The sequence below is a fragment of the Wenyingzhuangia sp. IMCC45533 genome (assembly GCF_054111225.1).
The window spans coordinates 2,005,586-2,032,558 of the sequence record NZ_CM134197.1; the positions used below are offsets into that span (position 1 = coordinate 2,005,586).

At 34.0% G+C, this 26,973-nt stretch carries 27 protein-coding genes; 12 read left to right on the forward strand and 15 right to left on the reverse strand.

Features of this window, described 5'->3' with window-relative positions; translation table 11 throughout:
* Positions 1-5: 5 nt before the first annotated feature.
* Positions 6-584 (forward strand): DapH/DapD/GlmU-related protein, encoded by a 579-nt coding sequence (locus ACXGQW_RS08920; RefSeq protein WP_457822086.1) that lies wholly within the window; start codon positions 6-8, stop codon positions 582-584.
* A complete protein-coding gene (locus ACXGQW_RS08925) occupies positions 584-2,296 on the forward strand; it encodes a gliding motility protein RemB (RefSeq protein ID WP_457822088.1) in 1,713 nt (570 codons plus the stop codon). Before ACXGQW_RS08920 ends, ACXGQW_RS08925 begins: the two co-directional genes overlap by 1 nt.
* 481 nt (positions 2,297-2,777) lie before the next feature.
* Here ACXGQW_RS08925 and era read toward each other — a convergent pair whose 3' ends face one another.
* Together era and ACXGQW_RS08935 are read right to left on the reverse strand one after the other, a co-directional pair.
* Entirely contained in the window at positions 2,778-3,659 is an 882-nt protein-coding gene (gene era, locus ACXGQW_RS08930) for a GTPase Era (protein WP_457822090.1), read from the reverse strand.
* A 125-nt stretch (positions 3,660-3,784) separates the two neighbouring features.
* The gene (locus tag ACXGQW_RS08935; RefSeq protein WP_457822092.1) at positions 3,785-4,462 is read right to left on the reverse strand and encodes a type 1 glutamine amidotransferase domain-containing protein; all 678 of its coding nucleotides are present in this window, start codon (positions 4,460-4,462) and stop codon (positions 3,785-3,787) included.
* A gap of 412 nt (positions 4,463-4,874) precedes the next feature.
* On the opposite strand from ACXGQW_RS08935, the gene ACXGQW_RS08940 reads away from it, so the two are divergent.
* Positions 4,875-5,162: a rhodanese-like domain-containing protein gene (locus ACXGQW_RS08940; protein WP_457822094.1), complete on the forward strand. Its 288-nt coding sequence runs from the start codon at positions 4,875-4,877 to the stop codon at positions 5,160-5,162.
* Between the two features lie 67 nt (positions 5,163-5,229).
* Here the strand turns inward: ACXGQW_RS08940 and ACXGQW_RS08945 are convergent, their stop codons facing one another.
* The 6 genes from ACXGQW_RS08945 to ACXGQW_RS08970 form a co-directional block, all read right to left on the reverse strand.
* Positions 5,230-6,027: a TPM domain-containing protein gene (locus ACXGQW_RS08945; protein WP_457822096.1), complete on the reverse strand. Its 798-nt coding sequence runs from the start codon at positions 6,025-6,027 to the stop codon at positions 5,230-5,232.
* A gap of 5 nt (positions 6,028-6,032) precedes the next feature.
* Positions 6,033-6,749, reverse strand: a complete 717-nt coding sequence (locus ACXGQW_RS08950) for a Bax inhibitor-1/YccA family protein (protein ID WP_457822098.1) — start codon at positions 6,747-6,749, stop codon at positions 6,033-6,035.
* A 12-nt stretch (positions 6,750-6,761) separates the two neighbouring features.
* On the reverse strand, positions 6,762-7,199 hold the full coding sequence (locus tag ACXGQW_RS08955) for a TPM domain-containing protein (RefSeq protein ID WP_457822100.1): 438 nt from the start codon (positions 7,197-7,199) through the stop codon (positions 6,762-6,764).
* 2 nt (positions 7,200-7,201) lie between these two features.
* On the reverse strand, positions 7,202-7,780 hold the full coding sequence (locus ACXGQW_RS08960; protein WP_457822102.1) for a LemA family protein: 579 nt from the start codon (positions 7,778-7,780) through the stop codon (positions 7,202-7,204).
* Positions 7,781-7,855: 75 nt separating this feature from the next.
* Positions 7,856-8,185, reverse strand: coding sequence for a MerR family transcriptional regulator (locus tag ACXGQW_RS08965; RefSeq protein WP_457822104.1), 330 nt, complete (start codon positions 8,183-8,185; stop codon positions 7,856-7,858).
* A complete protein-coding gene (locus ACXGQW_RS08970) occupies positions 8,185-9,156 on the reverse strand; it encodes a M23 family metallopeptidase (protein ID WP_457822106.1) in 972 nt (323 codons plus the stop codon). Before ACXGQW_RS08970 ends, ACXGQW_RS08965 begins: the two co-directional genes overlap by 1 nt.
* Before the next feature lie 124 nt (positions 9,157-9,280).
* Here ACXGQW_RS08970 and alaS point away from each other — a divergent pair, with 124 nt between their 5' ends.
* From alaS to ACXGQW_RS08985, 3 genes are all read left to right on the forward strand, one after another.
* Positions 9,281-11,890, forward strand: coding sequence for an alanine--tRNA ligase (alaS, locus tag ACXGQW_RS08975; RefSeq protein ID WP_457822108.1), 2,610 nt, complete (start codon positions 9,281-9,283; stop codon positions 11,888-11,890).
* 100 nt (positions 11,891-11,990) lie between these two features.
* A complete protein-coding gene (locus ACXGQW_RS08980; protein WP_457822110.1) occupies positions 11,991-12,941 on the forward strand; it encodes a GSCFA domain-containing protein in 951 nt (316 codons plus the stop codon).
* Complete coding sequence (locus ACXGQW_RS08985) at positions 12,934-14,031, forward strand: AMP-binding protein (RefSeq protein ID WP_457822112.1); 1,098 nt, start codon at positions 12,934-12,936, stop codon at positions 14,029-14,031. Before ACXGQW_RS08980 ends, ACXGQW_RS08985 begins: the two co-directional genes overlap by 8 nt.
* Positions 14,032-14,196: 165 nt before the next feature.
* Here ACXGQW_RS08985 and ACXGQW_RS08990 read toward each other — a convergent pair whose 3' ends face one another.
* From ACXGQW_RS08990 to ACXGQW_RS09020, 7 genes are all read right to left on the reverse strand, one after another.
* Complete coding sequence (locus tag ACXGQW_RS08990) at positions 14,197-15,594, reverse strand: sialate O-acetylesterase (RefSeq protein ID WP_457822113.1); 1,398 nt, start codon at positions 15,592-15,594, stop codon at positions 14,197-14,199.
* A 129-nt stretch (positions 15,595-15,723) separates the two neighbouring features.
* Positions 15,724-16,056, reverse strand: coding sequence for a hypothetical protein (locus ACXGQW_RS08995; RefSeq protein ID WP_457822115.1), 333 nt, complete (start codon positions 16,054-16,056; stop codon positions 15,724-15,726).
* A 13-nt stretch (positions 16,057-16,069) separates the two neighbouring features.
* Positions 16,070-16,390 (reverse strand): hypothetical protein, encoded by a 321-nt coding sequence (locus tag ACXGQW_RS09000; RefSeq protein ID WP_457822117.1) that lies wholly within the window; start codon positions 16,388-16,390, stop codon positions 16,070-16,072.
* A 13-nt stretch (positions 16,391-16,403) separates the two neighbouring features.
* The gene (locus tag ACXGQW_RS09005) at positions 16,404-17,273 is read right to left on the reverse strand and encodes a DNA/RNA non-specific endonuclease (protein ID WP_457822119.1); all 870 of its coding nucleotides are present in this window, start codon (positions 17,271-17,273) and stop codon (positions 16,404-16,406) included.
* A 9-nt stretch (positions 17,274-17,282) separates the two neighbouring features.
* Positions 17,283-17,570, reverse strand: coding sequence for a hypothetical protein (locus tag ACXGQW_RS09010; RefSeq protein ID WP_457822121.1), 288 nt, complete (start codon positions 17,568-17,570; stop codon positions 17,283-17,285).
* A 479-nt stretch (positions 17,571-18,049) separates the two neighbouring features.
* Entirely contained in the window at positions 18,050-18,763 is a 714-nt protein-coding gene (locus ACXGQW_RS09015) for a YebC/PmpR family DNA-binding transcriptional regulator (RefSeq protein ID WP_457822123.1), read from the reverse strand.
* Positions 18,764-18,827: 64 nt separating this feature from the next.
* A complete protein-coding gene (locus ACXGQW_RS09020; RefSeq protein ID WP_457822125.1) occupies positions 18,828-20,456 on the reverse strand; it encodes an acyl-CoA carboxylase subunit beta in 1,629 nt (542 codons plus the stop codon).
* 161 nt (positions 20,457-20,617) lie between these two features.
* Between ACXGQW_RS09020 and ACXGQW_RS09025 the strand changes: the two genes are divergently transcribed.
* From ACXGQW_RS09025 to ACXGQW_RS09050, 6 genes are all read left to right on the forward strand, one after another.
* Positions 20,618-21,157, forward strand: a complete 540-nt coding sequence (locus ACXGQW_RS09025; protein ID WP_457822127.1) for an NADPH-dependent FMN reductase — start codon at positions 20,618-20,620, stop codon at positions 21,155-21,157.
* Between the two features lie 2 nt (positions 21,158-21,159).
* Positions 21,160-21,600, forward strand: a complete 441-nt coding sequence (locus ACXGQW_RS09030) for a MarR family winged helix-turn-helix transcriptional regulator (RefSeq protein WP_457822129.1) — start codon at positions 21,160-21,162, stop codon at positions 21,598-21,600.
* A 14-nt stretch (positions 21,601-21,614) separates the two neighbouring features.
* Positions 21,615-22,475 carry a pirin family protein gene (locus ACXGQW_RS09035; protein ID WP_457822131.1) on the forward strand — a complete coding sequence of 287 codons (861 nt, stop codon included), beginning with the start codon at positions 21,615-21,617 and terminating at the stop codon, positions 22,473-22,475.
* Between the two features lie 124 nt (positions 22,476-22,599).
* Complete coding sequence (locus tag ACXGQW_RS09040; protein ID WP_457822133.1) at positions 22,600-23,118, forward strand: sigma-70 family RNA polymerase sigma factor; 519 nt, start codon at positions 22,600-22,602, stop codon at positions 23,116-23,118.
* A gap of 72 nt (positions 23,119-23,190) precedes the next feature.
* The gene (locus tag ACXGQW_RS09045; protein WP_457822135.1) at positions 23,191-24,150 is read left to right on the forward strand and encodes a FecR family protein; all 960 of its coding nucleotides are present in this window, start codon (positions 23,191-23,193) and stop codon (positions 24,148-24,150) included.
* An 89-nt stretch (positions 24,151-24,239) separates the two neighbouring features.
* Positions 24,240-26,945, forward strand: coding sequence for a carboxypeptidase-like regulatory domain-containing protein (locus tag ACXGQW_RS09050; protein WP_457822137.1), 2,706 nt, complete (start codon positions 24,240-24,242; stop codon positions 26,943-26,945).
* The last annotated feature ends 28 nt before the right edge of the window (positions 26,946-26,973 follow it).

Below are 26,973 nucleotides of genomic sequence, written 5' to 3' on the forward strand. Positions count from 1 at the left end.
TCTTTATGAATCAAAAGTATTTTGCACACGAAACAGCTGTAATTGATGAAGGTTGTGAGATTGCCCAAGGAACCAAAATTTGGCATTTTAGCCATATCATGCCTAATGCTGTAATAGGTGAGGGGTGTAATATTGGACAAAATGTAGTCATTTCTCCAAATGTAAAATTGGGTAGAAACGTAAAAATTCAAAATAACGTTTCTGTATACACAGGAGTAGAATGTGAGGATGATGTTTTTTTAGGACCCTCCATGGTGTTTACCAATATTTTAAATCCGAGAAGTGCGGTAGTGCGTAAAAACGCTTATCAAAAAACATTGGTAAAAAAAGGAGCGAGTATAGGTGCCAATGCTACCATTGTTTGTGGCAATACTATTGGTAATTTTGCGTTAGTTGGAGCCGGAGCTGTGGTTACCAAAAAAGTGCTAAATTATGCTTTAGTCGTAGGTAATCCTTCTCAGCAAATAGGGTGGGTTAGTGAGTACGGTCATAAATTAAACTTTGATAAAAATGGGATAGCTGTTTGCCCAGAAACCAACCAGCAATATAAATTAGAGAACAATAACGTTACAAGAATTAGTTGATGAAAAGAATATTATCTATCCTATTGTTGAGTATAAATTTGGTTCATGCTCAAAGAAATAAAGACTTGTTCCCTGAGCACCAAAGTCAATTGAGAATTCCTTTCAATCATGCTAGTTATAGTGTTTTTGAAAAGGGAATTTATAATGCTGATGATATACACACGTCCGTAAAACCCTACGTATATAACGTTGTGAGTGAGTCTGCTAACTTGACTCAAATAAAGTCATCGTTATTGAAGAATAAAAGTACGTGGGGGGGGAGAAAACTTTGGAACGAACATTTGCTAGAGGTAAGAGGTAAAGATTATTGGCTGAATCTCGATTTTTTATTAGATGGTAATGTAGGTAGGGAAAATGGCGATGCTGGGACTACTATAGAAAACACTAGAATTTTAAAATTGGAGGGTCAATTAGGGAATAAAATATCCTTTTCTTTTACAGGAACGGAAACCCAAGCTAAATTTCCTCAGTTCATACGAGAGTATATTCTGATTAATCAACCGGAGGATGCTGGAGGATTGATACCTGGAAGAGGAAAAGCAAAAAGTTTTGGAGAAACAGGTTTTGATTATGGAATTTCTACAGGGTATGTTTCTTATACACCTAACAAATTTTTTAATATTCAGTTTGGACATGGACAAAATTTTATTGGAGATGGATATAGGTCTTTACTGTTATCAGACGTAGCTGCACCTCGAACTTATGCCAAGTTAACCACCAAAATAGGTAAGTTAGAGTACACAAACATATGGACATGGCTAAGAGATTTTAACTTTACAATTGACACCGATGAAAATGTTGATTTTGAGAATAACGCAACTCACAAAAGAAAGTATGGAATTTTTCATCACTTAAGTTGGAATGTAAATCGTAGATTGAATTTAGGTTTTTTTGAAGGGATTATTTCTGACAACTCTGGAACTTCTGGATCTTTGCAAGCAGAATATTTTAATCCTGTTATTTTCTATAAAAATGTAGAATTTGCCAACGGAGAAGACGGAGGAAGCGGAGCCGTTGGGTTGGATATTAAATACAGAGTTTGGAAGCAAAACTACCTTTATGCTCAGTTTCTTCTAGACGAATTTTCGGCGGATAAATTTTTTAAGTCCAATGGGTATTGGGCAAATAAATATGCTTTTCAGTTAGGGGTTAAGTCTTTTGATTTATTTAACGTTAAAGGCTTATTGTTGCAAGCAGAATTTAACAAAGCCAAACCATTTACTTACTCGCACGAGGAGCAACACAATTATGCACACTTTGGACAACCTTTAGCACATTTGTGGGGAGCCAATTTTTGGGAAGCTATTTTTATAGCTAGATACAATAGAAACAGATGGGGAATCAATACAAAATTCTCTTTTGGTAAAAAAGGATTCGATTTTTTTGGTGATGATATATCTAATGGAGGAAACATTTTTATCAATTCAGGAAAGAGAGCTAGCGATTTTGGAAATGAAGATCAACAAGGAAATTTGGCAAGTATAACGAATATAGATCTTGAGGTAAGCTACTTGATTAATCCATCAAATAATTTTAAAATATATGCGGGTGCTTATCTCAGAAATTTTGATGCAGAAGCAGATATCACCAGAGTAGGAATTGTTCCAAGATTGAAACAAGAGTCTTTAAATACAACCTTTAATACGGAAAACACGCAGTGGTTTGTGATGGGAGTAAAAGCTGATTTATTTAATTTTTACAAAGATTATTAAATGATAGATTAGAGAAAAAATCTAAAATAAATTAATCAAATCAACAAATGTCGAAACAATTATCCTAAGAGATTTATTCTAAATCAATATTTAACGAAGGATTGAGAAAGAGTTTAAACTATTGGTTTGCACAAAGGTCTTATACCATGATACGCATTTAAAAATGGTGTTTTCATCTCTTCTAAACCTTAGAAAAAATAAAACTACTGCCAGCAATGGATAAAAATATTTGCTGTACAAGAGAAATAATACTGAGCCTGTAAATATAAAAAGAGCAACCATTATTACGTTAAAACTCTAAGCCCCCCAAAGTAAGTAAGAGCTTTTCCAAAAGAACATTCGTATAAAAAAAGCGGACTCAACCATCACACTATGGTTATCCTGAACTTATTTTTTGAATTACGTAATTATTGATGATACTAGCGGTAGATTCCGTGCATGGCACGGAATAGTCATTCAGAACTTTTGATAAGACCTTTCTTTAATCTTTATAACCAAATCGCTTTAACTGTTTGTCGTTAGAACGCCAGTTTTTATTGACTTTTACATATAGGTCTAAAAATACCTTTTTATCAAAAAAAACTTCCAAATCTTTTCTGGCTTGCATTCCTACTTTTTTTAAAGCAGCACCTTTGTGTCCAATAATAATTCCTTTTTGAGTTTCTCTTTCTACCATGATAATAGAACGAATTTTAATGATATTTTCTTCTTCAAAAAACTCTTCGGTCTCAATTTCTACAGCATAAGGGATTTCTTTTTTGTAGTTTAAGAGTATTTTTTCTCTAATAGCTTCGTTTACAAAAAAGCGTTCAGGCTTATCTGTTAATTGATCTTTTGGATAAAATGCAGGAGAAGCAGGCAAGAGTTCTTTAATTTTTTCGAACACAGGTTCTATATTAAAGTTTTCTAGAGCAGAAATTAAATAAACATTAGCATTGGGAACTTTAGCCTCCCAGTAAGCTAATTTCTCCTCAATTTGTTCCTGATTAGAGGTGTCAATTTTGTTGATTAACAGCATTACAGGAACTTTAGAATTGGTGATTTTATTAAAGAACGACTCATCTTTAAGTTCTTTTTCTCCAATTTCAACCATGTAGATTAATACATCAGCATCCTCAAAGGCAGACTTTACAAAGTCCATCATAGAAGTTTGCATTTCGTAAGCAGGTTTGATGATTCCTGGAGTGTCAGAAAACATAATCTGATAATCGTCTCCGTTTACAATTCCCAAAATTCGATGTCTAGTCGTTTGCGCTTTAGAGGTGATGATTGAAAGTTTTTCACCAACGAAGGCATTCATCAATGTTGATTTACCAACATTAGGATTTCCTATAATATTAACAAAACCTGCTTTATGTGTCATGCGTGTAGATTAAAACGCAAAGTTACGCAAACCAATATTAACATAGCCAACTAGCAAATTTGTTTTAAATAAAAATGGTTGACGTTTGTCAGTCAACCATTTTAAAAAGTTAGAGGCTTGTATGTTTATAACTTTGCTAATAGTTTTTTTGCGACTAGCTCAGATGATGCTGGATTTTGACCTGTAATTATCAGTCCGTCTTCAACTGCAAAAGGTTCCCAATCCTTACCTTTTTGATAGTTTGCCCCATTTTCTTTTAGCATGTCTTCTACTAAAAAAGGTACAACATCAGTTAATCCTACTCCTTCCTCTTCACCGTTGGTAAAGCCACTAGCCATTTTACCTTTTATTAATGGAATACCCTCATAATTTTTAGGATACTTAAAAACGGCAGGAGCATGGCAAACTGCACTCACATATTTTTGGTGACTATAAAAATTCTCTATCAATTTAATAGCGTGTTGGTTGTTTGCTAAATCCCACAAAGGACCGTGTCCTCCAGGAAAAAAGATAGCATCATAATCTCGATGATCTACCTCTTCAAGTTTTAAGGTCTGAGCTAAAATTTCTTGAGTCTCTTTATCTTTATTAAATCTAACGGTAGCTTCTGTTTCAAATTCTTCGGTAGCACTTTTAGGATCAATTGGTGGCTGACCACCTTTTGGAGAAGCAATGGTAATCGCTATGCCATTATCCTTTAATAAATAATATGGACTAGCAAATTCTTCTATCCAAAACCCTGTCTTTTCTCCTGTATCTCCTAGTGTATCGTGACTTGTTAAAACAAATAATACTTTTTTCATCTGTGATTTATTTTTGTAATTAAACTAGCAGTAAAGTTAGGCTGCTTGTTCTTTTATAAAATTGATGAACGACAACATTTAAATTGTTTATCATCTTTCTGCCAACGCTCTTTACGTATATCAAATATCACTAAAACAATAGTGATGTAGTTTCTAATTGTCTTCTTTTTCAGGTAAAAGTTACATGTCTTAATAGTTTATTTTAAAAGTTAAGCATCCTAGTTGAATAACGTGAGTTCGACACTGTCGGCACGAAGATTACTACGTTATTTAGCTCAAATTGATGGTTTTTTTAAATTGAATTTATATTAGATATGATTAACTCTTAATATTTTGCCAAAGAAGAATATTGAGAGTTGAGAGGCTCTAATCCTAAAACAATTATTAAATTTGTTAGAAATAAAAATAAATTATGAGCGAATTTGACAATAAAAAAATACAAGAGTATTTAAAGAGCGGAGCTGTTGTGTTAGATGTAAGAACTAATGAAGAATATGCGGAGGGACATGTGGCAGGTTCTAAACATATTGTTTTACAGACTTTGCCTGGTAAAGTGAATGAAGTTAAAGACTATGGAAAACCTGTAATTGCTGTTTGTAGAAGTGGAGCAAGAAGCCAACAAGCTACAGATTTTTTAAAGCAACAAGGGTTAGACGTTATTAACGGAGGGCCGTGGGAGAACGTTGATCAGTATATGTAAGATATTGTTATAAAAAAAGTGCGCATTTTAAGAGTTTGAAATGCGCACTTTTTATTTTTTAGCAAAACTACCAACCACCGCTGGCACCTCCACCACCAAAGCCACCGCCACCAAAACTACCACCGCCAAAGCTTCCGCCACCAAAACCTCCAGAAGAGCCTCTGTATCCACGTCCGCTTCCTAGGCTACCAAGTATCATAGCAGTTAAAATATCAGAAGAGTCCAGCCCTTTTTTTCTACCACCTGATCCTCTGCCACCTTTGCCGGAACTGTTGCCTCTACTCATGATAAAAATAACAATCGCCACAATCAAAATGATGACTAGGATATTTCCTTTTTTCTTGGTTTTACCCTTTTTTTTGTCTGCTTTATATTCCCCAGCCAATACTTTAAAAATAGTACTAGTAGCATTGTTGAGACCATCATAGTACTGCTGCTTTTTAAAGCTAGGAGTGATGATGTTATCAATAATCTGCTTACTCAAATAATCAGTTAAAAGATGCTCTACACCATAACCTGTAGCAATGTGTATTTTTCTGTCGGTTTTAGACACTAGAATAAAAACACCATTGTCTTTGCCTTTTTGACCAATTCCCCACTCATGTGCCTTTTCGGTAGCCAACATGGCAATATCATTGCCGTTTAAACTAGTAATGGTTGCAATGGCTACTTGTGTAGAAGTAGTGTCTGCATAGCGGATTAGTTTTTGAGACAAAGCGTTTTGCTCGCCATCACTCAACATATTAGCGTAGTCGTATACTCCTTTAAACTGAGTTTCTTTTTTAGCAAGCGGATCTTGAGCTTTTAATACTAAAGCTGAAAAAAAAGCCAGTCCTATGACCAGCTTTGATATAAATTTATTCATAAATTTTATTTTCTGTCTCCAAATAAACGAAGTAATAATAAGAATAGATTGATAAAATCTAAATATAAGGTTAAAGCTCCTAAAACAGCTCCTTTTTTAGCATCTTCCTCAGAGTTTAGCTGAGAAGCCATCCTCTTTAATTTTTGTGTGTCGTAAGCTGTTAAACCTACAAATACTGCTACCCCAATATAACTAACAATCCAATATAACATGGCAGATTGTAGGAATAGATTTACCAAAGAAGCAATTACCACTCCAATCAATGCCATAAACAAAATGTTTCCCCAGCTAGTTAAATCTTTTTTGGTAGTGTAACCATAAAAACTCATAGCACCAAAGGTACCTGCTGTGATAAAAAAGGTAGTATATATAGATGCAGAAGTATAAATAATAAATATCGTAGATAGTGTAATTCCGTTTAAGATGGAATAAATAACAAAAAGCAAACTAGCTCTTTCAGAGGTCATTTGTTGGATTCTTGCAGAAATCCACATGACCAATCCAAACTCGGCAAACAAACTTCCGTAAAAAACAATTTTATTGATTCCTACTACATTACCATAGGCATCTGTGTGATATAATAAATTTAAAAATGCAGGAGTAGATGCTGCCCACCACGCAACAAAACCTGTAATTAATAAAGCCCCGCTCATCCAAGCGTAAACTTTGTTCATAAATGCAGCCTCTTTGACTGAACTTGATTCAACTGAAAATGGATTCATATTCTTTAATTTTTAACCTTTAGATATTTCATCGGATAATTCGTTGGTATCATCACTTTGATACTCAAAATAGGTTTTAAGTTGGTTACCTGCTTCTTGAATACCCTCGATAATACCCTTGCTGTATTCTCCTAATTTAAACTGATTGATGACTTTGTCTTTGGTACTTTCCCAAAAGTCTTTGGGTACTACGTTATTAATACCATCGTCTCCTAAAATTACAAATTGTTTAGATGCTGTAGCAATATAAAATAGCACTCCATTTCTAGCCTGAGTTTTAAACATTTCTAAGTTGTTAAAAACATCGATAGCTCTGTCCATAGGGTCTCCTTCAAAACTAGCTTCTACGTGAACTCTAATTTCACCGGAAGTGTTTTTTTCAGCCTCTTGTATTGCCTTAACAATTAAAGCCTCTTGTTCTTTGGTAAAAAAATCATCGGTTTTGTTCATGATTAAAATTTTACTTCAGGGGCTTTACTACTAGAAGGATCCGCTTTAAAATAATCTAGCTTTTCAAAAGAAAATAAACTAGCAGTAATGTTTTTAGGAAATTTTCTAATCATCGTATTGTAGTTTTTTACCAAGTTGTTAAACCTATTACGTTCTACATTAATTCTATTTTCTGTGCCCTCTAATTGAGATTGTAATCCAGTAAACTGCTGGCTTGCTTTCAAATCAGGATATCTTTCTGCTACCACCATCAATTTATTTAAAGCTCCAGTTAAGCCTTGTTGCGCTTGCTGGAATTTAGCGATGCTTTGCGCATCCAATTTGCTGGCATCAATATTTACAGAAGTTGCTTTGGCACGAGCTTCTATTACTCCTGTTAAAGTTTCTTGTTCGTGACTCGCATATCCTTTTACAGTAGCTACTAAATTTGGAATTAAGTCAGCTCTTCGTTGATAAGAACTTTCTACATTGGCCCACTGACCCGTAGCTGCCTCTTGAGCAGTTACCAAACCATTGTATCCACAAGATGACAATGAAATAGATGCGACAAGAATAACTAAGATTTTTACAATTTTTTTCATGATATAATTTAATAATTACAGAGACTAAATTACATAAAGTATACCAATGTGAATGTATGACAGAATGACTTTTTTCTACAATTGATTCTTGATTTTAATCAATTCTACTTTAATAGCTTCCAATCTATTAATGGTTGCCATTTTATGAGCTGTTTTTTTAGGTTGCTCTCTTAATTTTTTCCTTACTCCTTCCAAAGAATAGCCTTGCTCTTTAGCCAAATGATAAACCAATTTTAGTTTTTCAATATCCACAGAGGTAAACATTCTGTCTCCCTTGCTGTTTTTTTTAGGTTTAATCATTTCAAACTCTTGCTCCCAATAACGAATCATACTTCTAGGTACCCCAAAAGCATTGGCCACCTCTCCAATTTTGTAGTATCGTTTTTTAGGTAAGTCTATGTGCATTAGTCAAGAGATTGGTTTTCTTGAGAAGAAAGAATCAACATAGTTTCATACTCCTCAGGAGTTAAGTCATTATGATAAAAGTAAACGGGATTCAATTTCTTGTTCCCTTTTTTTACTTCGTAATGCAAGTGAGGTGCGGTAGAAGAACCTGTAGAACCTACCAAACCAATTAAATCGCCACGTTTTACTTTTTGTCCTCTTCTCACAAAGAATTTATTCATGTGCGCATACAGAGTTTCATAACCAAATCCGTGGTCAATCACAATATGGTTCCCAAAACCTTTTCTAGATTTTTTTGCACTTTTCACAACTCCATTCCCTGTAGCATAAATATTAGAACCTTGCGGAGCAGAAAAATCCATTCCCCAATGCATTCTACGTGTTTTGTATATAGGATGAATTCTCATTCCATAACCAGAAGCCATCCTCTTTAAATCGTTATTTGCCACAGGCTGTATAGCTGGAATAGAAGCTAACATTTCCGATTTGTTTTTTGCAAGTTTTACAATTTCATCCAACGATTTGGATTGCACTACCAATCGTTTGGCTAGAATATCCATTTTCTTGGTGGTTTCTTTAATCAACTCACTGTTTTTGTAACCTTCTAAATCTTTATATCTGTTTACTCCTCCAAATCCTGCGTTTCTTTCTTCTTTAGATATAGGCTTGGCTTCAAAAATCACCCTATAAACTCCATCGTCACGCTGTTGTAGTTCTTCTAAAATGGCATTAGACTCCTCCATCCTTTTGTTCAGTAGGTCGTAATTAAACTTTAAATTGTTTAGTTCTCTTACAGTTTCAATTTCTGAGGGTGATTTTAAAAAGATACTAAATACCACAAAGCCCAATAATCCAATCAGTATAACAGCCACAAAATACAATAAGCTATTTCTTAAAATTCGCTTACGGTTTCTTTCAATTTGCTGATAAGATAAGGTGTCTGAATCGTAATAAAATTTTGCTTTCGCCATGAAACTAATTTAACTATTTTTGTGACCAATTAAATAGAAGTGATTTAACGGATTTCTAGTTTAACAAAACTACAAAATGTTTTGTTAAACTAGCTTTGGTAAATTACTTAACCCAACACAGTATATGAAATCTCAAGATATTAGAAAGAAGTTTTTAGCGTTTTTCGAATCCAAGCAACACAAGGTAGTGCCTTCTGCCTCTATGATATTAAAAGACGATCCAACTTTGATGTTTGTAAACGCAGGGATGGTCCCTTTTAAAGAATACTTCTTAGGACAGCGTAAAGTGGTGAATTCTAGAGTTGCCGATTCTCAAAAATGTTTAAGAGTTTCTGGAAAGCACAATGATTTAGAAGAAGTAGGGATTGATACTTATCATCATACGTTATTTGAAATGTTGGGAAATTGGTCTTTTGGAGATTATTTTAAAAAAGAAGCAATTTCATGGGCTTGGGAACTACTGACAGAGGTGTACAAGCTGGACAAAGATAATTTGTATGTTACTATCTTTGAGGGTGATGATTCCGAAGGCTTAGAAAGAGATACAGAAGCCTATGATTTATGGAAGGAACACATTGCTGAAGACAGAATTTTATTAGGAAACAAAAAAGATAACTTTTGGGAAATGGGAGCGCAAGGACCCTGCGGACCTTGTTCAGAAATCCATGTTGATATTCGCCCAGCGGAGGAAAAAGCCAAACAAGATGGTAAAGAATTGGTTAATATGGATCATCCGCAAGTAGTGGAGATATGGAACTTAGTATTTATTCAATTCAACAGAAAAGCTGATGGTTCTTTAGAAAACTTGCCTAATACGCACATTGATACCGGAATGGGATTTGAGCGTTTGTGTATGGCATTACAAGGGGTAACATCTAATTACGATACGGATGTTTTTACACCATTAATTGGAGAGTTAGAGTCTAAAGCTGGAGTAATCTATGGAAAATCAGAAGAAATAGATATCGCTTTGCGTGTTATTTCAGATCACGTTAGAGCAGTTGCTTTTGCTATTGCTGATGGGCAGTTGCCTTCTAGCACAGGAGCAGGGTATGTAATTAGAAGAATTTTAAGACGTGCCATTCGTTACGGATTCACGTTTCTAAATCAAAAAGAACCATTTATTTATCAGTTAGTTGATGTGTTAAGCAATCAGATGGGAGATTATTTTCCAGAAATTGTCAATCAAAAGCAGTTGGTTAAAAATGTAATTAAAGAAGAAGAAGCTTCGTTTTTAAGAACGCTAGGACAAGGATTAGGATTGTTAGATAACGTAATTGCAGAAACCAAAGGAAAAGAAGTTTCTGGAGATAAAGCATTTGAATTATACGATACTTTTGGATTTCCAATTGATTTGACAGCTCTAATATTGAGTGAAAAAGGATATTCTTTAAACGAGGCTGAATTTGAAGCTGCTTTGCAGAAACAGAAAAACAGATCTAGAGCTGCTGCAGAAATGGATATGGACGACTGGGTGGTGTTAAAAGAAGATGCAGAAGAAGAGTTTGTAGGATACGATTATTTAGAAACGAATGTTAAAATTACAAGATATCGTAAAGTCACATCTAAAAAAGACGGAAAGTTATATCAGTTGGTTTTTAACTTAACCCCTTTTTATCCAGAAGGTGGTGGACAGGTTGGAGATAGAGGTTTTTTAGAAGCAAGTAACGGTGATGTTTTACATATTATTGATACTAAGAAAGAGAATAATTTAATTATTCATATCGCTAAAGATTTACCAACAAATCCTACTGATAGTTTCAAAGCAGTAGTAGATGCCAAAAACAGAGATTTGTCTAACAACAACCACTCTGCAACGCACTTATTACACTTGGCATTAAGAACGGTTTTAGGAATCCATGTAGAACAAAAAGGTTCTCTGGTAAATGCAAAAAACCTACGTTTTGATTTTTCTCATTTCTCTAAAGTAACATCAGAAGAAATTCAAGAAATAGAAGATTTTGTAAATGCTCGTATTCGTGAAAAATTAGCATTACAAGAGTTTAGAAATATTCCGATGGAACATGCGATAGAAAAAGGTGCTATGGCATTGTTTGGGGAAAAGTATGGAGATACAGTACGTATGATTCAGTTTGGTAATTCAAAAGAATTATGTGGAGGTACGCACGTAGAAAATACGGGAAATATTTGGCATTTTAAAATCAAGTCAGAAAGTGCAGTTGCTGCAGGAGTAAGACGTATTGAGGCTATTACAGGGAATGTAGCTAAAGATTTCTTTATGCAACAAGATAAGGAGTTAGCAGCTGTTAAAAGCACTTTAAAAAATGCTAAAGAACCTGTAAAAGCAATTGCAAGTTTGCAAGATGAAAATGCAGCTTTAAAAAAGCAAATAGAGACTTTATTAAAAGAGAAAGCTAAAAATGTAAAAGGAAATTTAAAGTCTAGTATTCAAAATATTGACGGAATTAACTTTTTAGCGACTAGAATTGATATGAATGCAGGGGCTATTAAAGATATAGCACATGAATTAGGGGGAGAAGTGGAAAATCTATTCTTTTTTGCAGGAGCAGAAAATGAAGGTAAAGCTACTTTAACATCTTACATCGCTAAAAACTTAGTAGAAGAAAAAGGATACGATGCTGGTAAAATTGTTCGCGAATTGGGTCGTTTGATTCAAGGAGGTGGAGGAGGTCAAAAATTCTTCGCCACTGCAGGAGGTAAAAACCCAGAAGGAATTTCTGAAGCCATTAAAAAGGTAAAAACGTATTTATAGTGAATTTCGGTTGTTAGTTGCTGGTTGTTGGAAGGGCAAGTGTATAAAAATATTTTAAATTTGCTCTAGAAGTCATAAGATATCAACCAAAAGCTAAACATTGAAACTAAGAACGGAAATAAAGTTACCATCCCAACAAGAGAATCTAATAGATTATACGTCTAAGATTCTTTTGTTGGGATCTTGTTTTTCTGACAACATAGGTCAGAAATTATCTTATTTTAAATTTGATACTTGTATCAATCCGTTTGGAACTTTGTTTAGTCCTACAGCCATCGAAAAAGTGATTACTGACACCGTTCATCAAAAGCAATATAATGCCAACGATATTGTTAAGCAGGCAGATGTCTATCATTCGTTACATCACCATTCAGCCTTGTCGGCTTTGTCTACGAACGAAGTACTCAACAATATTCACAAAGCGCAGAAAAGTTGTTTAGAATTTTTAAAAAATTCCACTCATGTTATCGTTACCTTAGGAACTAGTTGGGTATATCAGTATAAAAAGGCTAATGAATTTGTTGCCAATTGTCATAAAATTCCCCAAGCTAACTTTGATAAAAAAATATTAGAGGTTGATGAGGTGGTAGCATCACTAAATCGTATGATTACCTTAATTCAACAAGTAAACCCATCAGTACAAATAATTTTTACCATTAGTCCTGTAAGACATGTCAAGGATGGAATGATAGAGAATTCGATAAGTAAAGCACATTTGCTTTCAGCCGTTGGAGCAGTTATCAAGAATCAAAATTGTGCGTACTATGGAAGTTATGAGATGATGATGGATGATTTACGAGATTATAGATTTTATGAGGCAGATATGATTCATCCAAATCAAATAGCCATCGACTATATTTGGAAGCAATTTGTAAAAGTTTGGGTAGATGAAAAAGCACAGGTTTATTTTAAAAGAATCGCTTCCATAGAACAAGGTAAGCTACATAGGCCATTTAATCAAGATTCTGAAAGTCACCAATTATTTTTAAGCAATTTAGCTGTGAAACAGATTGAGTTAGAAAACGAGTTAAATATAAAATTTGATGCATAGTAGTTTTAAACTCAATGGACAGGATTTTGAAACAGTCGAAGAGTTGATTGATTTTTCAGGAACGATCTCTAAAGAATTAAGTGCGTTTTTATCGCAATGGTTTGATGATAATTTAACATTAACTGTTCAAACATCGGGTTCTACAGGTAAGCCCAAACCTATAAAAATTAAAAAAGAGTTTATGAAAAACTCTGCAAAAGCCACGGGTGCTTTTTTTGATTTGGGAGCTGAAACTAAGGCATTATGTTGTTTGTCTGTAAATTATATTGCTGGTAAAATGATGGTGGTAAGAGCCTTAGAATTAGGATGGCATTTAGATTTTACAGCACCTGTATCGAACCCTTTGGAATATGCTTTTAAAACTTACGATTTTTGTGCAATGGTGCCCATGCAAGTAAAAGCCAGTTTGTGGGATTTACATTTGGTTAAAAAGTTGTTGATTGGTGGAGGTGTTGTATCACAGGGGTTACAAGCAGCTTTACAGAATATAAAGACTGAGTGTTTCGCTTCTTACGGGATGACTGAAACCGTAACGCATATTGCCGTTAAAAGGTTGAATAAAGTCACTTCGAGTGATTTAGACAAAAGGGAAAATCGTATCGAGAAGTCAGGTGGAGTTCGTGCGGAGTCGAGAACAGAAGAATACTACCAAGTACTACCCAATATTTCTATTTCCCAAGACGATAGGGGTTGTTTAGTGGTTAATGCTCCATTATTATCAGATAAACAAGTTATTACGAATGATATGATAAAACAGCACTCGGCTTCCGAGTTTGAGTGGTTGGGAAGATATGATAACGTTATCAATTCAGGAGGTGTTAAATTACATCCAGAACAAATAGAAAAAGAAATTTCTAAAATCATGAATCAACGTTTTTTTGTAGCTGGAATACCAGATGAGGTTTTAGGAGAAAAGTTGGTATTGGTTGTAGAGGGAAAGCCCCGAAAATTAGACCTTTCAGTGCTGAGCTTATCTAAATTTCAATCTCCCAAAGAGGTGTTTTATATAGATAAGTTTATAGAAACAGAAACCAAAAAAATTCAAAGGGAAAAGACCCTTCTATTGCTAGATGATAAAGAAGAGAGATAAGCACCCAAACCTAAAATTACACTTTTCTGACTTCATTCAATCAAGTAGTTTGGTGACTATGTTGTGATTTGGTGTTGCAGTCTATCGTTTGTAACGAAAGGAGTACAATCAAAAAAAAGGCTTTATTAATTTATTAATAAAGCCTTTTTTTGTGGATTTAAACATCTACCAATCATCACTTCTAAAAGAAGATGCAGGTAATCCAGAAACACTAAATAAACTTGCCTCTACACAGTTATTAAAATTATACCTAACAGCTACAGGTTTGCTTACTTCTTTTGCACTAACCTCAAGAGCGTTTAATTTCTTTTTGATTACAGCCGTTGCCTTGTGAAAAACTTTATCTTCTCCCGCTACTTCAAAACCTAAAAGAGGTTTTCCAAAACTACTAATCCCGTCTCTAGATCCAGAAAATTCAACTTCTAAAGTATTGTCATTTATAAGTTTGATGCTTTTAAAAATAGGACCAGAATATTCAACTCCTTTAACGTTGTAATCATTTGCCAATGCCCAGTACGCTAATCTATCTCCTACCGTTTTCTTTTCACGAGGGTGAATTGCATAACAATCTCCAATGTCCAAAGTAACAGCCATTCCTGTGTTCTTTAAAGTCTGAGAAGTTTTAAGTTGAGCCTCTCTTAGATAAGCAGAATTGGCTTTTCTTCCGTAATTAAATGGAGCAATTTGAGTAGTGTAAAAAGGAAAATCTCCTTGTTGCCATTGATTTCTCCATGAGGTAATCATGGCATTCATTAACGCAGTATATTCAGATGCTCTAGATTTATTGGACTCTCCTTGGTACCAGATAGCCCCCTTGATATTGTAACCGATAATAGGATGAATCATTCCATTGTACAAAACTCTTGGTGTAGTTTGAACTCTCACTTTGTCAAATTCCTTAGAGATGTCAATCGTTTTAAATTGTTTTAACGTTTCAGCATCCGTCCAAGCTTCGGCAGAAGAAGCTCCCCAGCAAGTAACAATTAAACCAACAGGCACATTTAATATTTTTTCTAATTTTTTACCAAAAAAATAAGCAGCAGCACTAAAATAGCTCGTACTACTTGGCGATGCTATTCTCCATTCTCCGGAAAGAGTTTCTAAAGGAGTTAAACTAGGCTTTCTACCTACCGTAAACATGCGGATATTGTTGTTTTTTGAGTTTAAAATATATTCTTGACTATTGTTTACAGGTTGATTCTTAAATCCTTTCAATGGCATTTCCATATTAGACTGACCAGAGCATAACCATACCTCCCCAATCATCACATCTTTAAGTTCTACTTTTTCGCTCCCATTGATTGTTAAAGTATAAGGTCCGCCAGCTTTAGGAGTCTGAATATTCAATCTCCATTGACCATTTTTATCAGTTGTGGTGGTTTCAGTCTCACCCCAGCTTCCAATCACCTCAATATTGGTTTTAGCATTATCGTAACCCCATACAGAAACTTTGTTTTGCTGTTGAAGCACCATGTGATCACGAAATATTTCGGAAACTTTTGTTTGTGCTTGACAAACAGCCATTGCAAATAATAAAAGTGAAAAAGGTATTTTTTTAAACATTGTAAAAATTTTAAGTGATAAGGCCACAAATGTATGAGATGAGTTACTGCCGCTTGTAGGTTGTTGTACAATAAATGTGTTCTTAAATAAAAATCCCTAGTATTAAGAGGTTAACTGAGGGATTTAATTTTATTTAAACAAAAAGTCAATAGATTCCTCTAAGTTTAACGGATCTAAACCTTTAATTCTGTTTTTAATTAACAACGTATTAATTAATTTACGTTTTACGTTATCATAAAAATTTGTTTGAAATTTACCGGGATTCCTACCAGCTAAAATTTCTTCTCCAATTTTGTCGGATAACCATTCTACAGGAGTTTCAGATTTTAGTTTTTTATAGTCTAAGCTTGGTTGTAATGTTTTTCTATCGATAGTTTCCAAAGAAAATTCTATGTTCTCAGGATGTGTTTCGTTTACATTATAATTTAAAATATACTTTTTGTTAAATTCTTTAATATCCATATTTGTGTTGTTTTTATTCAAATAAAAAGTCAATATCTGTATTTACGTCCAATACATCAAATTCCTCAATTTCTATTTTGTCAAAGAAAGCCAAAATTAAGTTTCTTTTGATAACTTCAGTAAAATGTTCTGTTAATTCAGTTTTTTTGCATTCGTGATGTTCTATACCGTTGGCTAGAAAACTCATTCTATCAATAGATGTAAGCGTACATAAAACGGTATCTGTAGTTTTTAATTCCTTTAGATTAAAAAGCATCAAATTTGTTTTGTGATACTCCTCAATAGTCATGATGCTTTCATCTTCGTTAAGATGATTATGGTGATGTTCTGCCATTATTATATTTTAATTACCAAAGATTGTTGCTTTCTAAAACTTCTTCTGTAGCGTCGTCGAGCATACTAAAAAAATCAATTCCAGTTTGTTGTTCAACCTCATTCACAGAAGTTTGATAGTTGGCAAAAGATTCAAGCTCTTTAATATGTGGTAAAATAAAGGCAGTCATCTTTTGTGGCTTTGTAATGTCATAAATTACTTTATAATAAGCTCCTGGAATGGTAACTTTACTCTTACCAATTTTGCCTAGGTTGTTTTTAAAAATAGGTCCTGTAACTACAATAATGGAATCCTCTTCAACAGCCCAATCTCTTATTTTAGCTTCTAATCTTTTCCATTCTCCTCTATTTAAACTAGGTAATTGAGGAGACATATTAGAAAGTAAAAATGTTTCTCTCATAGCCAAGTCATTAATTTTCATATCGGCAGCAGGGCATAAGTGACCCCTGTCATAGCCACTTTTTTTGTAATCGCTTAAAGTCGCAGATTTGGTAGTAATTTCATTGTCGGCTTTAAACCTATCTTTTCTTTTAGCGCTACCATTTACAAATTCAGAAGTCAATAAATAATACACCCAGTTAGGTTGTTCGTGCTCTTCATTATAATCAATAGAGTAATAGGTTTTATCGTAAACAATGTCTTTTTTAGAAGGTTTTAACAAGTTATAGTTGTAAGAAAATGAAAGAGATTTGTTGTCACCAATTTGTTGTTCTTCTTCCGAAGTGTTTTCTGTAGTTTCGGGGATTGTGTATGTTTGATTGTAAGTTTCAGGAGTAGTATTCTCTACCTCAACACTGTTTTGGCTTTTACTTTCTTTTAAAAGGAAAACACCTAAAACAATTAGAAAAAATAAGAGGAGTGTAAATAATAGCGACTTTTTCATCTCTCAAATTTATTCAAAGTATTTATCAATTTCAGCATTACTTAAGTTGATGTTATCAACATTGTGCAACTGTAAAACTTCTTCTAAAGAATCGAGTTTGAACTTTAGAATAGCTTTGTTTAAATCTTTACCCGCTAAAAACTGTTTAAAGCAAGTGTTATTTTCGTTTTCTAACACCTCGTTAATCACTTGCATAGAGTCTCTGTCTAAGACCATTAAACGAAACCTCTTTGTTTTTGATTTTTTTTCGTAGCCAAATCCAATAATATATTTCTCCCTAAATTGTTGTACTGTCATGTTGTTAAAATTAAACCCCTCTAAATTTTGTTAGAGGGGTTTGTAATTATTTTAAAGGATGTTTGATGTTTTTTTGATTGATGATATCATCTAACTGCTCCCTAAACTTTTTAATAGTTTCTTTGTATTTAGATTTTTTGGCTAAGTTATAAAATTCGTTCTAATCATGTTGATGATCGTACAATTCTTCTATTAATTCTCTATTTTTACTTTTTGCTGAAAATATCTAAATTTCTCATTTCTCAAAGCATGTTTATCACCTCCTTTACCAGTGATGACTGTTCGATTCCATTTCTTGGCTATAATATAGCTAGGGATTGTACTATATTATAAATATTACTAGTACATCTTATATAAATCGATGGAGGTTGTTAAACTATCATTTAGATTGAGCTAAAACGACTTAGTTTAAATATAAAAAAAAGCACCCTCTAAGTTAAAAACCTAGAGGGTGCTTTAAGTTGACGATTTGTATTAACTTATGCCATAGAATGATATACGTTTTGTACATCATCTTCATCTTCTAATTTTTCCAATAACTTTTCTACATCTGCTTGTTGTTCTTCGTTTAGTTCTGTAGTAGTTGTTGGTATTCTTTCAAATCCAGAAGATAAAATCTCTAATTCATTTTCTTCTAGGTAAGATTGGATGGCTCCAAACTGATTAAAAGGTCCATAGATTAAAATACCATCCTCGTCTTTAAAAACTTCCTCGACCTCAAAGTCCATTAAGTCTAATTCCAATTCTTCTAAGTCGATTTCCTTAGCTTCAGCATTGATACGGAAATTACAAGTATGATCAAACATAAAAACAACGGAACCAGAAGTTCCTAAGTTTCCGTCACATTTGTTAAATGCAGCACGCACATTTGCCACTGTTCTATTGTTATTATCTGTAGCAGTTTCTACTACAACGGCAATACCATGAGGAGCGTAGCCTTCAAATAGAGTTTCTTTGTAGTTAGCAGTATCTTTGTCTGAGGCTTTTTTAATAGCTCTTTCAACATTATCTTTAGGCATGTTAGCTGCCTTTGCATTTTGAATAACAGCACGAAGTCTAGAATTAGTTTCAGGGTTTGGTCCTCCTTCTTTAACGGCCATTACAATGTCCTTTCCTATTCTTGTAAAGGTTTTAGCCATTGCAGACCAACGTTTCATTTTTCTTGCTTTTCTAAATTCAAATGCTCTACCCATTTCTTTCGTTAATTATAAAGTGACGTAAAATTATTGTTTTTTGTATTCTAGTACAAGTTTTAAATTATACTTGTATTACTCCCAAGTTAAAAGGAGTTTCTATAGGAGCGTGATTGGCAGCTTCAATTCCCATACCAATCCATTTTCTAGTATCTAACGGGTCTATCACTGCATCAGTCCATAATCTAGCAGCTGCGTAGTAAGGAGAGGTTTGCTTATCGTACTTGTCTTCAATATTTTTTAAGATTTCCGCATGTCTCTCAGGGGTAATTTCTTCTCCTTTTCTTTTTAAAGTAGCTTCTTCTATTTGCGCTAATACTTTAGCAGCCTGAGCACCACCCATTACAGCTAATCTGGCAGATGGCCAAGCAAATATCAACCTAGGATCAAAAGCTTTACCACACATGGCATAATTTCCTGCTCCATAAGAGTTCCCAATCACTACCGTAAATTTGGGAACTACAGAGTTAGCTACGGCATTCACCAATTTAGCCCCATCTTTAATAATGCCACCATGCTCACTTTTACTACCCACCATAAAGCCAGTAACATCTTGTAAAAATACCAAAGGGATTTTCTTTTGATTACAATTGGCTATAAAACGTGTGGCTTTATCAGCAGAATCAGAATAAATGACCCCACCAAATTGCATTTCTCCTTTTTTGTTTTTGATTACTTTTCGTTGATTGGCTACAATTCCAACTGCCCAACCTTCTATGCGAGCATAACCACAAATAATACTTTCACCGTATTGATCTTTATAAGGTTCAAATTCGGAATTATCTACCAAACGATGAATGATGTCGTTCATATCGTATTGATCGGATCTTGACTTGGGTAAAATTCCATAAATTTCTTCGGGATTTTCTTTAGGAGCAACAGCTTCTTTTTTGTTGTAACCTGCTTTGTCAAAATCACCAATTTTATCCATAATGTTACGAATAGTATCTAAACAATCTTTGTCGTCTTTAGATTTGTAGTCGGTAACTCCAGATATTTCGCAGTGCGTGGTAGCACCACCTAAAGTTTCATTATCAATACTTTCACCAATTGCGGCTTTTACCAGGTAACTCCCCGCTAAAAAGATACTTCCGGTTTTATCAACAATCAAAGCCTCATCACTCATAATAGGTAGATAAGCACCTCCAGCCACACAGCTTCCCATTACGGCAGATATTTGAGTAATTCCCATACTACTCATTTTGGCATTGTTTCTAAAAATTTTACCAAAATGTTCTTTGTCAGGAAAAACTTCATCTTGTAACGGCAAATACACGCCGGCACTATCTACCAAGTAAATAATAGGCAGTCTATTTTCCATCGCAATTTCTTGCGCTCTTAAGTTCTTTTTGCTCGTAATAGGAAACCAAGCACCTGCCTTTACCGTAGCATCGTTGGCAACTACAATACACTGCTTACCACTCACATAACCCATTTTAACAATCACACCACCAGAAGGGCAGCCTCCGTGTTCTTGATACATGTTATCACCTACAAAAGCACCAATTTCAATCACGTCAGCATTCTTATCAAACAAATAACTGATACGTTCTCTAGCAGTTAATTTTCCTTTGGCATGTATTTTTTCTATTCTTTTTAAACCACCTCCCAACGCTACTTTGGCTAGCTTCTTTTTTAAATCTGAAACGCTAAGCTTATTGTGATCTTCGTTTTTATTGAATTTGATGTCCATGTTGTGAATTTTGCAATGCCAAATGTACAAAAACGCTAAGATTTTTTGCTCCTAGTGATTTGATTATTCATTGATGGAAAGTTTAAAAGATTATCTTTTTTATTACCATGGTAAATAATTGCAGGTGATTTGTATATTTACCATGGTAAATAAAAACAAAGATGAAAAAAATAGTCATATTAGCAGCCACCAATAGTAAGGTTTCCATTAATAAACAATTGGCAACCTATGCAGGTAAAAAACTAAAAGAAGTTCAACTTAAAATTTTAGATTTAAATGATTATGACCTGCCGATGTATGGTGTTGACTTGGAAAAGGAGATAGGTATTCATCCTGAGGCAGTAAGATTTAATAAAGATATTCAACAAGCTGATGGCTATATTATTTCTTTTGCGGAACACAACGGTGCCTACACAGCTGTTTTTAAAAATGCTTACGATTGGATTTCTAGAATTAACTATAAAGTTTGGGGGCAGAAGCCCGTTGTTTTACTGTCAACATCTCCTGGAGCTAGAGGAGGGGCAACAGTATTGGCTACTGCAAAACTGGGATTTCCACATATGGGGGCCAAAGTTGTAGGGAGTTTATCTTTACCCTCTTTTTTTGATAATTTTAAAGAAGGAAGCATAGCAAACAATGACTCTGAAAAAGAACTTATTTTATTGATGAATAGTTTTCAAGAAATATTAAACGAGCATTAAATATGGGAGCGTTTTCTAAAGAAGTTAATACCAAATTTCCGTCTGAAGAAGTTAAGACGATGTTGAACATTCGTTACACAGCAAACTATTTATCTAATTTGGGAGCACATATTTTAAAGCCTTTTGAAATATCTAACGCACAGTATAACATTCTCAGAATTTTAAGAGGAGCAGACCAACCAATTACAATGAAAGTTGTGAAAGAGAGAATGATAGAAAAATCTCCTAACACAACCCGTTTAACGGATAAGCTTTGTAATAAACAATTGGTAGAAAGGGTTAAAAGTGATGACGATAAACGAGCCATATACATATCTATTACTCAAAAGGGACTAGAAATTCTACAGCATATTTCTTTTGATTTGTTGAACAGCAAATTATCGCGACTTACAACCCAAGAACAACAAGCGTTAAATAAACTCTTAGATAAAATAAGAGATTAAAAACAAAACAAAAAATGAAATACAACACCATAAAAGCAATAAGTGATTCTCCATTTACCATGATGGGGCCGATAGAATTAAGACAACCTATTCCAAGCAGAAGTATACCAAGAGCAAATCCTTTTTTGTTATTACATCACTACGGACCTTATCCTATTAGTAAACAAAGTAACCCGTTTGATTTAGGAGCACATCCACATAGAGGATTTGAGCCTATTACTTTTTTAATTCAAGGAGAACAAAAGCATAGAGATTCTCTCGGTAATATACAAACCATAAAGGATGGGGGAGTGCAATGGATTACTTCCGGAAAAGGAATTTTGCACGCAGAAGGGCCTACTCCAGAATTTGTAGAAAAATCTGGAGAATTAGAAGGAATACAACTTTGGCTAAATTTACCAGCTGATAAAAAAATGATGGAACCCAATTACCAGCAAGCTGATATAGAGGAGATGGAAAGTATTGTTGCTGATAAAGCAGTTTTAACTGTAATTGCAGGAGAGCAACAAGGAAAACAAGGAGCAATCAAAACTCAAACACCGGTAAACGCTTTTTGGGTAGATATGGAAAAAGATGGGGATATAAATGTTGACATACCCCACAATCAGGATGCTTTGGTCTATTTAATAAAGGGAGAAGTATGGGTAAATGATTCGGAGAAATTGAGTTACGGGCAAACAGCCATGGTTACTTTTAGTCGTGATGGAAGTGGTATTGGTTTAAAAGCAGTTGAAAACTCTAAACTGTTGGTGTTGTCTGGAGAGCCTATAGATGAACCTGTAGTGATGGAAGGTCCTTTTGTAATGAATACAAGAAGAGAAACTATGCAAGCTTTTATGGACTATCAAAACGGATTGATGGGCACGTTGGATTGATTTTTAAGTAATACTATGTTAATGATGACTAAATAAAAAACTTAGAAACAGAAGCTTTTGTCATAATTTTTTAATTTAGCTGGCAAGTGCTATCAAAAAAATCATAGTTATTTCATTTAATCTTTTGAAAAAACAACATCCACTAGAGTCTACTAAAAAAGCCAAGTTTTCAAGTTTGTTCGATACAAATTATAAAAGACTTTACCACTACGCTTTTTCTATTCTTAAAAACGAGATGTTATCAGAAGAATTAGTTCAAGAAACGTTTATCAAACTTTGGGATCATTTTAATGATGTAAAAGATGCTGAACCTGCCATTGTTTCTTTTTTATTTACCACTCTAAAAAATAAAATAATTGATGATTTTAGAAAAAGGCAAACAAGAGAAAAGCATCACAATTTATACAATTTAGGCACGGATAGGTCTACGGACATAGAGCAACAATGGCAGTTACTAGAACAGATTGAAGAAGTTTATACGTCTTTAGAAGCCAAAACAGAAGCTATTTTTAAACTTTCTAGAGAGAAAGGATTGACCTATAAAGAAATTTCTACGCAAAAAAATATTTCGGTAAAAACGGTAGAACATCATATTTCAAAGGCTTTAGAGGCTTTTAGGAAAGGACTTAAAGATTACTTTTAAAAAAAAGCACTTTTTTTATTAGGGTATCATTTATTGACAAACGTCTTATATATAATCAAGAACGATGATATTATGGAACGTTTTGTAATGACAAAATCCGAACTTTGGGCATATATTTCCAACACAGCAAACCCAGAAACTATCCAACGTGTTGAAGAATGGTTAAGTTCTCCGGATTATGATGAAGCTCTGTTTCGTGAAATAGAGACAATTTATCTCCGCACCTTACCTCAAAAATCTCCTTCTTTAGAAAACGCAAAGGATAAATTTTTTAAGACCGTTCAACCTAAAACTTCTACCCTAAGTAAGTTTTATAAATATGCGGCCATATTGGTAATTGCAGTATTAGGAACTTACGCAATTCAATATGTATCTACTGAGTATGCTTCAATTGTTGTTACCACGGGCTATGCGGAGCAAAAGCAAATAAGTTTGCCAGATGGTTCTACCGTTTGGCTAAATGCATCTAGTACTTTGTCTTACACAAAAAAACACCCTCGGACTTTAAATCTAAAGGGAGAAGCGTTTTTTAAAGTAGCCAAAGACAAAGAACATCCTTTTACAGTTACCACGCTAGATGATATTATTGTAAAAGCCTTAGGGACTAGTTTTAATGTAAAATCATATAGCAATGGTGTGGTAACTGAAACTAAATTGCTTACAGGTAAGGTTGAAGTGAGTTCAGAAAAACACTTTGATACCAAGTTTGTCTTAATACCCAATGAGAAAATAGTTTTTTACAGAGATGATAAAAAAGCGATAAAATCTGCGATGTCTATTGGTGAACAAAATATTGGATGGAAACAAGGTAAAATCCAGTTCAAGAATAAATCGTTTAAAGAAATAGCACTAGACTTAAGAGCACAATTTAATATACATATCAAATTTGAAAACGAAGTTATTGCCAATTCAAAGTTCTCAGGATCTTTTGATCAGTCGACTCCAATAGCAGAGATTTTCGAAATGATGAATTACTCTAAAAACTTTAATTACAATTTAAAAACAACATCAAATGAGTGGATAATTAAATAAAAAAAAAGTGAGGAAAGTGCAATTTCCCCACTATAACCGTCAATCAATTCTAATCTAACAAATCAGTATAAATTAACAATTTCAAATTTATGAAAATAAAATCGTCTACATATAATCTACGATTAAAAAACAGCAGGACAAGATTTGGACCTCGTACTAGGAACATTTTACGACTATCGTTGTTTGCTTGTTTCTTTTTTTCGATACTCCAAGGTTATTCTCAAAAAAAAATATCTTTAAACGTACAAAATAGCACGCTAGAATCTATTATAAACCAAATAGAACAACAAACAGACTACACGTTTGTTTTAAATAATGACATTGTAAATGTTTCAAAAAAGTACAGTTTACGGGTTGCCAATGTGCAAATTTCTGATGCTTTGACAGCTCTTTTTGAAAATAGTGAAATTGAGTTTATTATTAAAAAACAATACATCGTTTTATCAAAAAAAAGTAAAGAAGAAGAGCAGAACAATTTATATACCTTAAGTGGTGTTGTCACCAGTAAAGAGTCAGGAGAGACTCTGATGGGAGTGAGTGTTTTTACGGAGAAAGAGAGAAAAGGAACTGTTACGAATGACTATGGGTTTTATTCCATCACTTTACCCAAAGGGAATTACGTATTTAACCTGTCATATTTAGGGTACACCTCACAGAAAATCAAAATAAATTTAACGAGTAATATCCAAAAATCTATAGAGTTAGAGTCTTTTTTAAACGAGTTAGACAAAGTAGTCATTATGTCTGACGAAGCTGATAAAAGCCAAGTAAAAAATATTGAGACAGGTAAGCTGTCTTTAACTTCATCAGAAATAAAAAAACTCCCTTCTTTTTTGGGAGAGCCAGATATCAATAGAGCTGTTTTGACACAACCAGGAATTAGTGCTGTAGGAGAAGGAACTACGGGTTTTAATGTAAGAGGAGGGAATATTGATCAGAATTTGATATTGTTGGACGAAGCTCCATTGTATTATTCTTCTCATCTGTTTGGTTTGTTTTCCATTTACAATACAGATGCCATTAAATACGTGAATTTATACAAAGGTGGAATTCCTGCTGAGTATGGAGGAAGAGCCTCTTCAGTGCTAGATGTACGACAAAAAAATGGGAATAATAAGCGGTTTAAGGGGGAAGGTGGAGTTGGATTGTTGTTTTCCAGACTAACGTTAGAAGGGCCTATAAAAAAAGACAAAGTAAGTTTTTTATTATCTGGGAGGAGATCGTATTTTGATATTTTTATTCCTGTAGCTTCTGATGGAGATCAAAGCAAATTCTACTTCTACGATTTAAATACCAAGCTGTCTTGGGATCTCAATAAAAAAAATAAAATATACGCTTCGGCATTTTTGGGGAAAGATGTGATTAAAGCAGATTCTGCCGATGAAGGAGAAGAAGAAAATACGAGTTTAGACTTAAGTTTAACAAACATAACCACAACCCTACGTTGGAATCATATTTTTTCGGACAAGCTTTTTGCAAATATCACTGGAGTTTACAGCAAGTACGATTTTGGGTTTAATGTAGAAATTGACGAATCGAATCAAGACATACAATCTTTGGGGACCAATAGGTCCATTCATAATTGGATTTTTAAGCCAGATTTCACCTATTACGCAGACCCTACTCTTACCATGAAGTTTGGAATGAATACTACTTTTTACGAATTTGTTCCAGAAAAACCGAAAGGAAATTTAGTTGATGATGACGTTAAATTTGACAAAGGAAACGCTCTGGAGTTATCTGCTTATTACAGCGTAAAAAAAGAATGGGAAAAATTGTCTTTACAAGCAGGTTTACGCTATTCTTGGTTTGCCGATTTGGGTAGAGGTGAAGTAGCTATTTACAATCCTAACTTACCTCAAACATTAGATAATATCATAGGAACCAAAAAATACGACCAAAACGAAATCATTAAGAGTTACGGAGGTTTAGAGCCACGATTGGCTTTAAAATATGATTTTAATGACAGAAAGGCAATCAAATTTGGATACAATAGAATGTTTCAATATATCCATTTAATATCTAACACAACGCTGTCTTTACCTTTTGACACTTGGAGGTCTTCGGGGAAATATATCAAACCTTTAGAAGTTAATCAAATATCAGCGGGTTATGCTTACGATACACCCAACAAAGGATATAATTTTTCTGTAGAGGCTTACTACAAAACGTTAAACAATATTGTAGAATATAGAAATGGGGCCAGATTTGAAAGTTTAGATAATATAGAAACCGATTTGGTAGCTGCCAAAGGAATTGCCTATGGTTTAGAGCTTGCTGCACATAAAAACTTTGGGAGACTTACGGGGAATATGAATTACACACATTCGCTCACCAAAAGAAAAACAACTAGTGCTTTTGCGGTTGAGCAAATTAATGAAGGAAGATATTACAATTCCGATTATGATCGTCCTCATGTTTTTAATTTTACGCTCAATTACAATTTGTCTGAAAAATGGAAGCTAGGCACTTTTTTTACCTACCAAACAGGAAGACCCGTTACGCAGCCTAACGGAAAAATTGAGATTAATGGTAAACCTACTTTAACGTATTCGGATAGAAATGCGTTTAGACTACCCGATGCGCATCGGATGGATGTAGTTTTAACTTGCTATCCCAAAAAAAATGCAAACCGAAGATGGCAAGGGAGCTGGAGTTTTGGAGTTTATAATCTCTACGGGCAAAAGAATGCTTTTTCTAATAGTTATTCTTTTGAAGAGGGAATGTTAAAGACCAAGCAGTTTTCTTTAATTCCTGGAGCTATCCCATTTGCCACTTATAATTTTAAATTTTAAAATCACTCCTAGTGATGATTGTTAGACG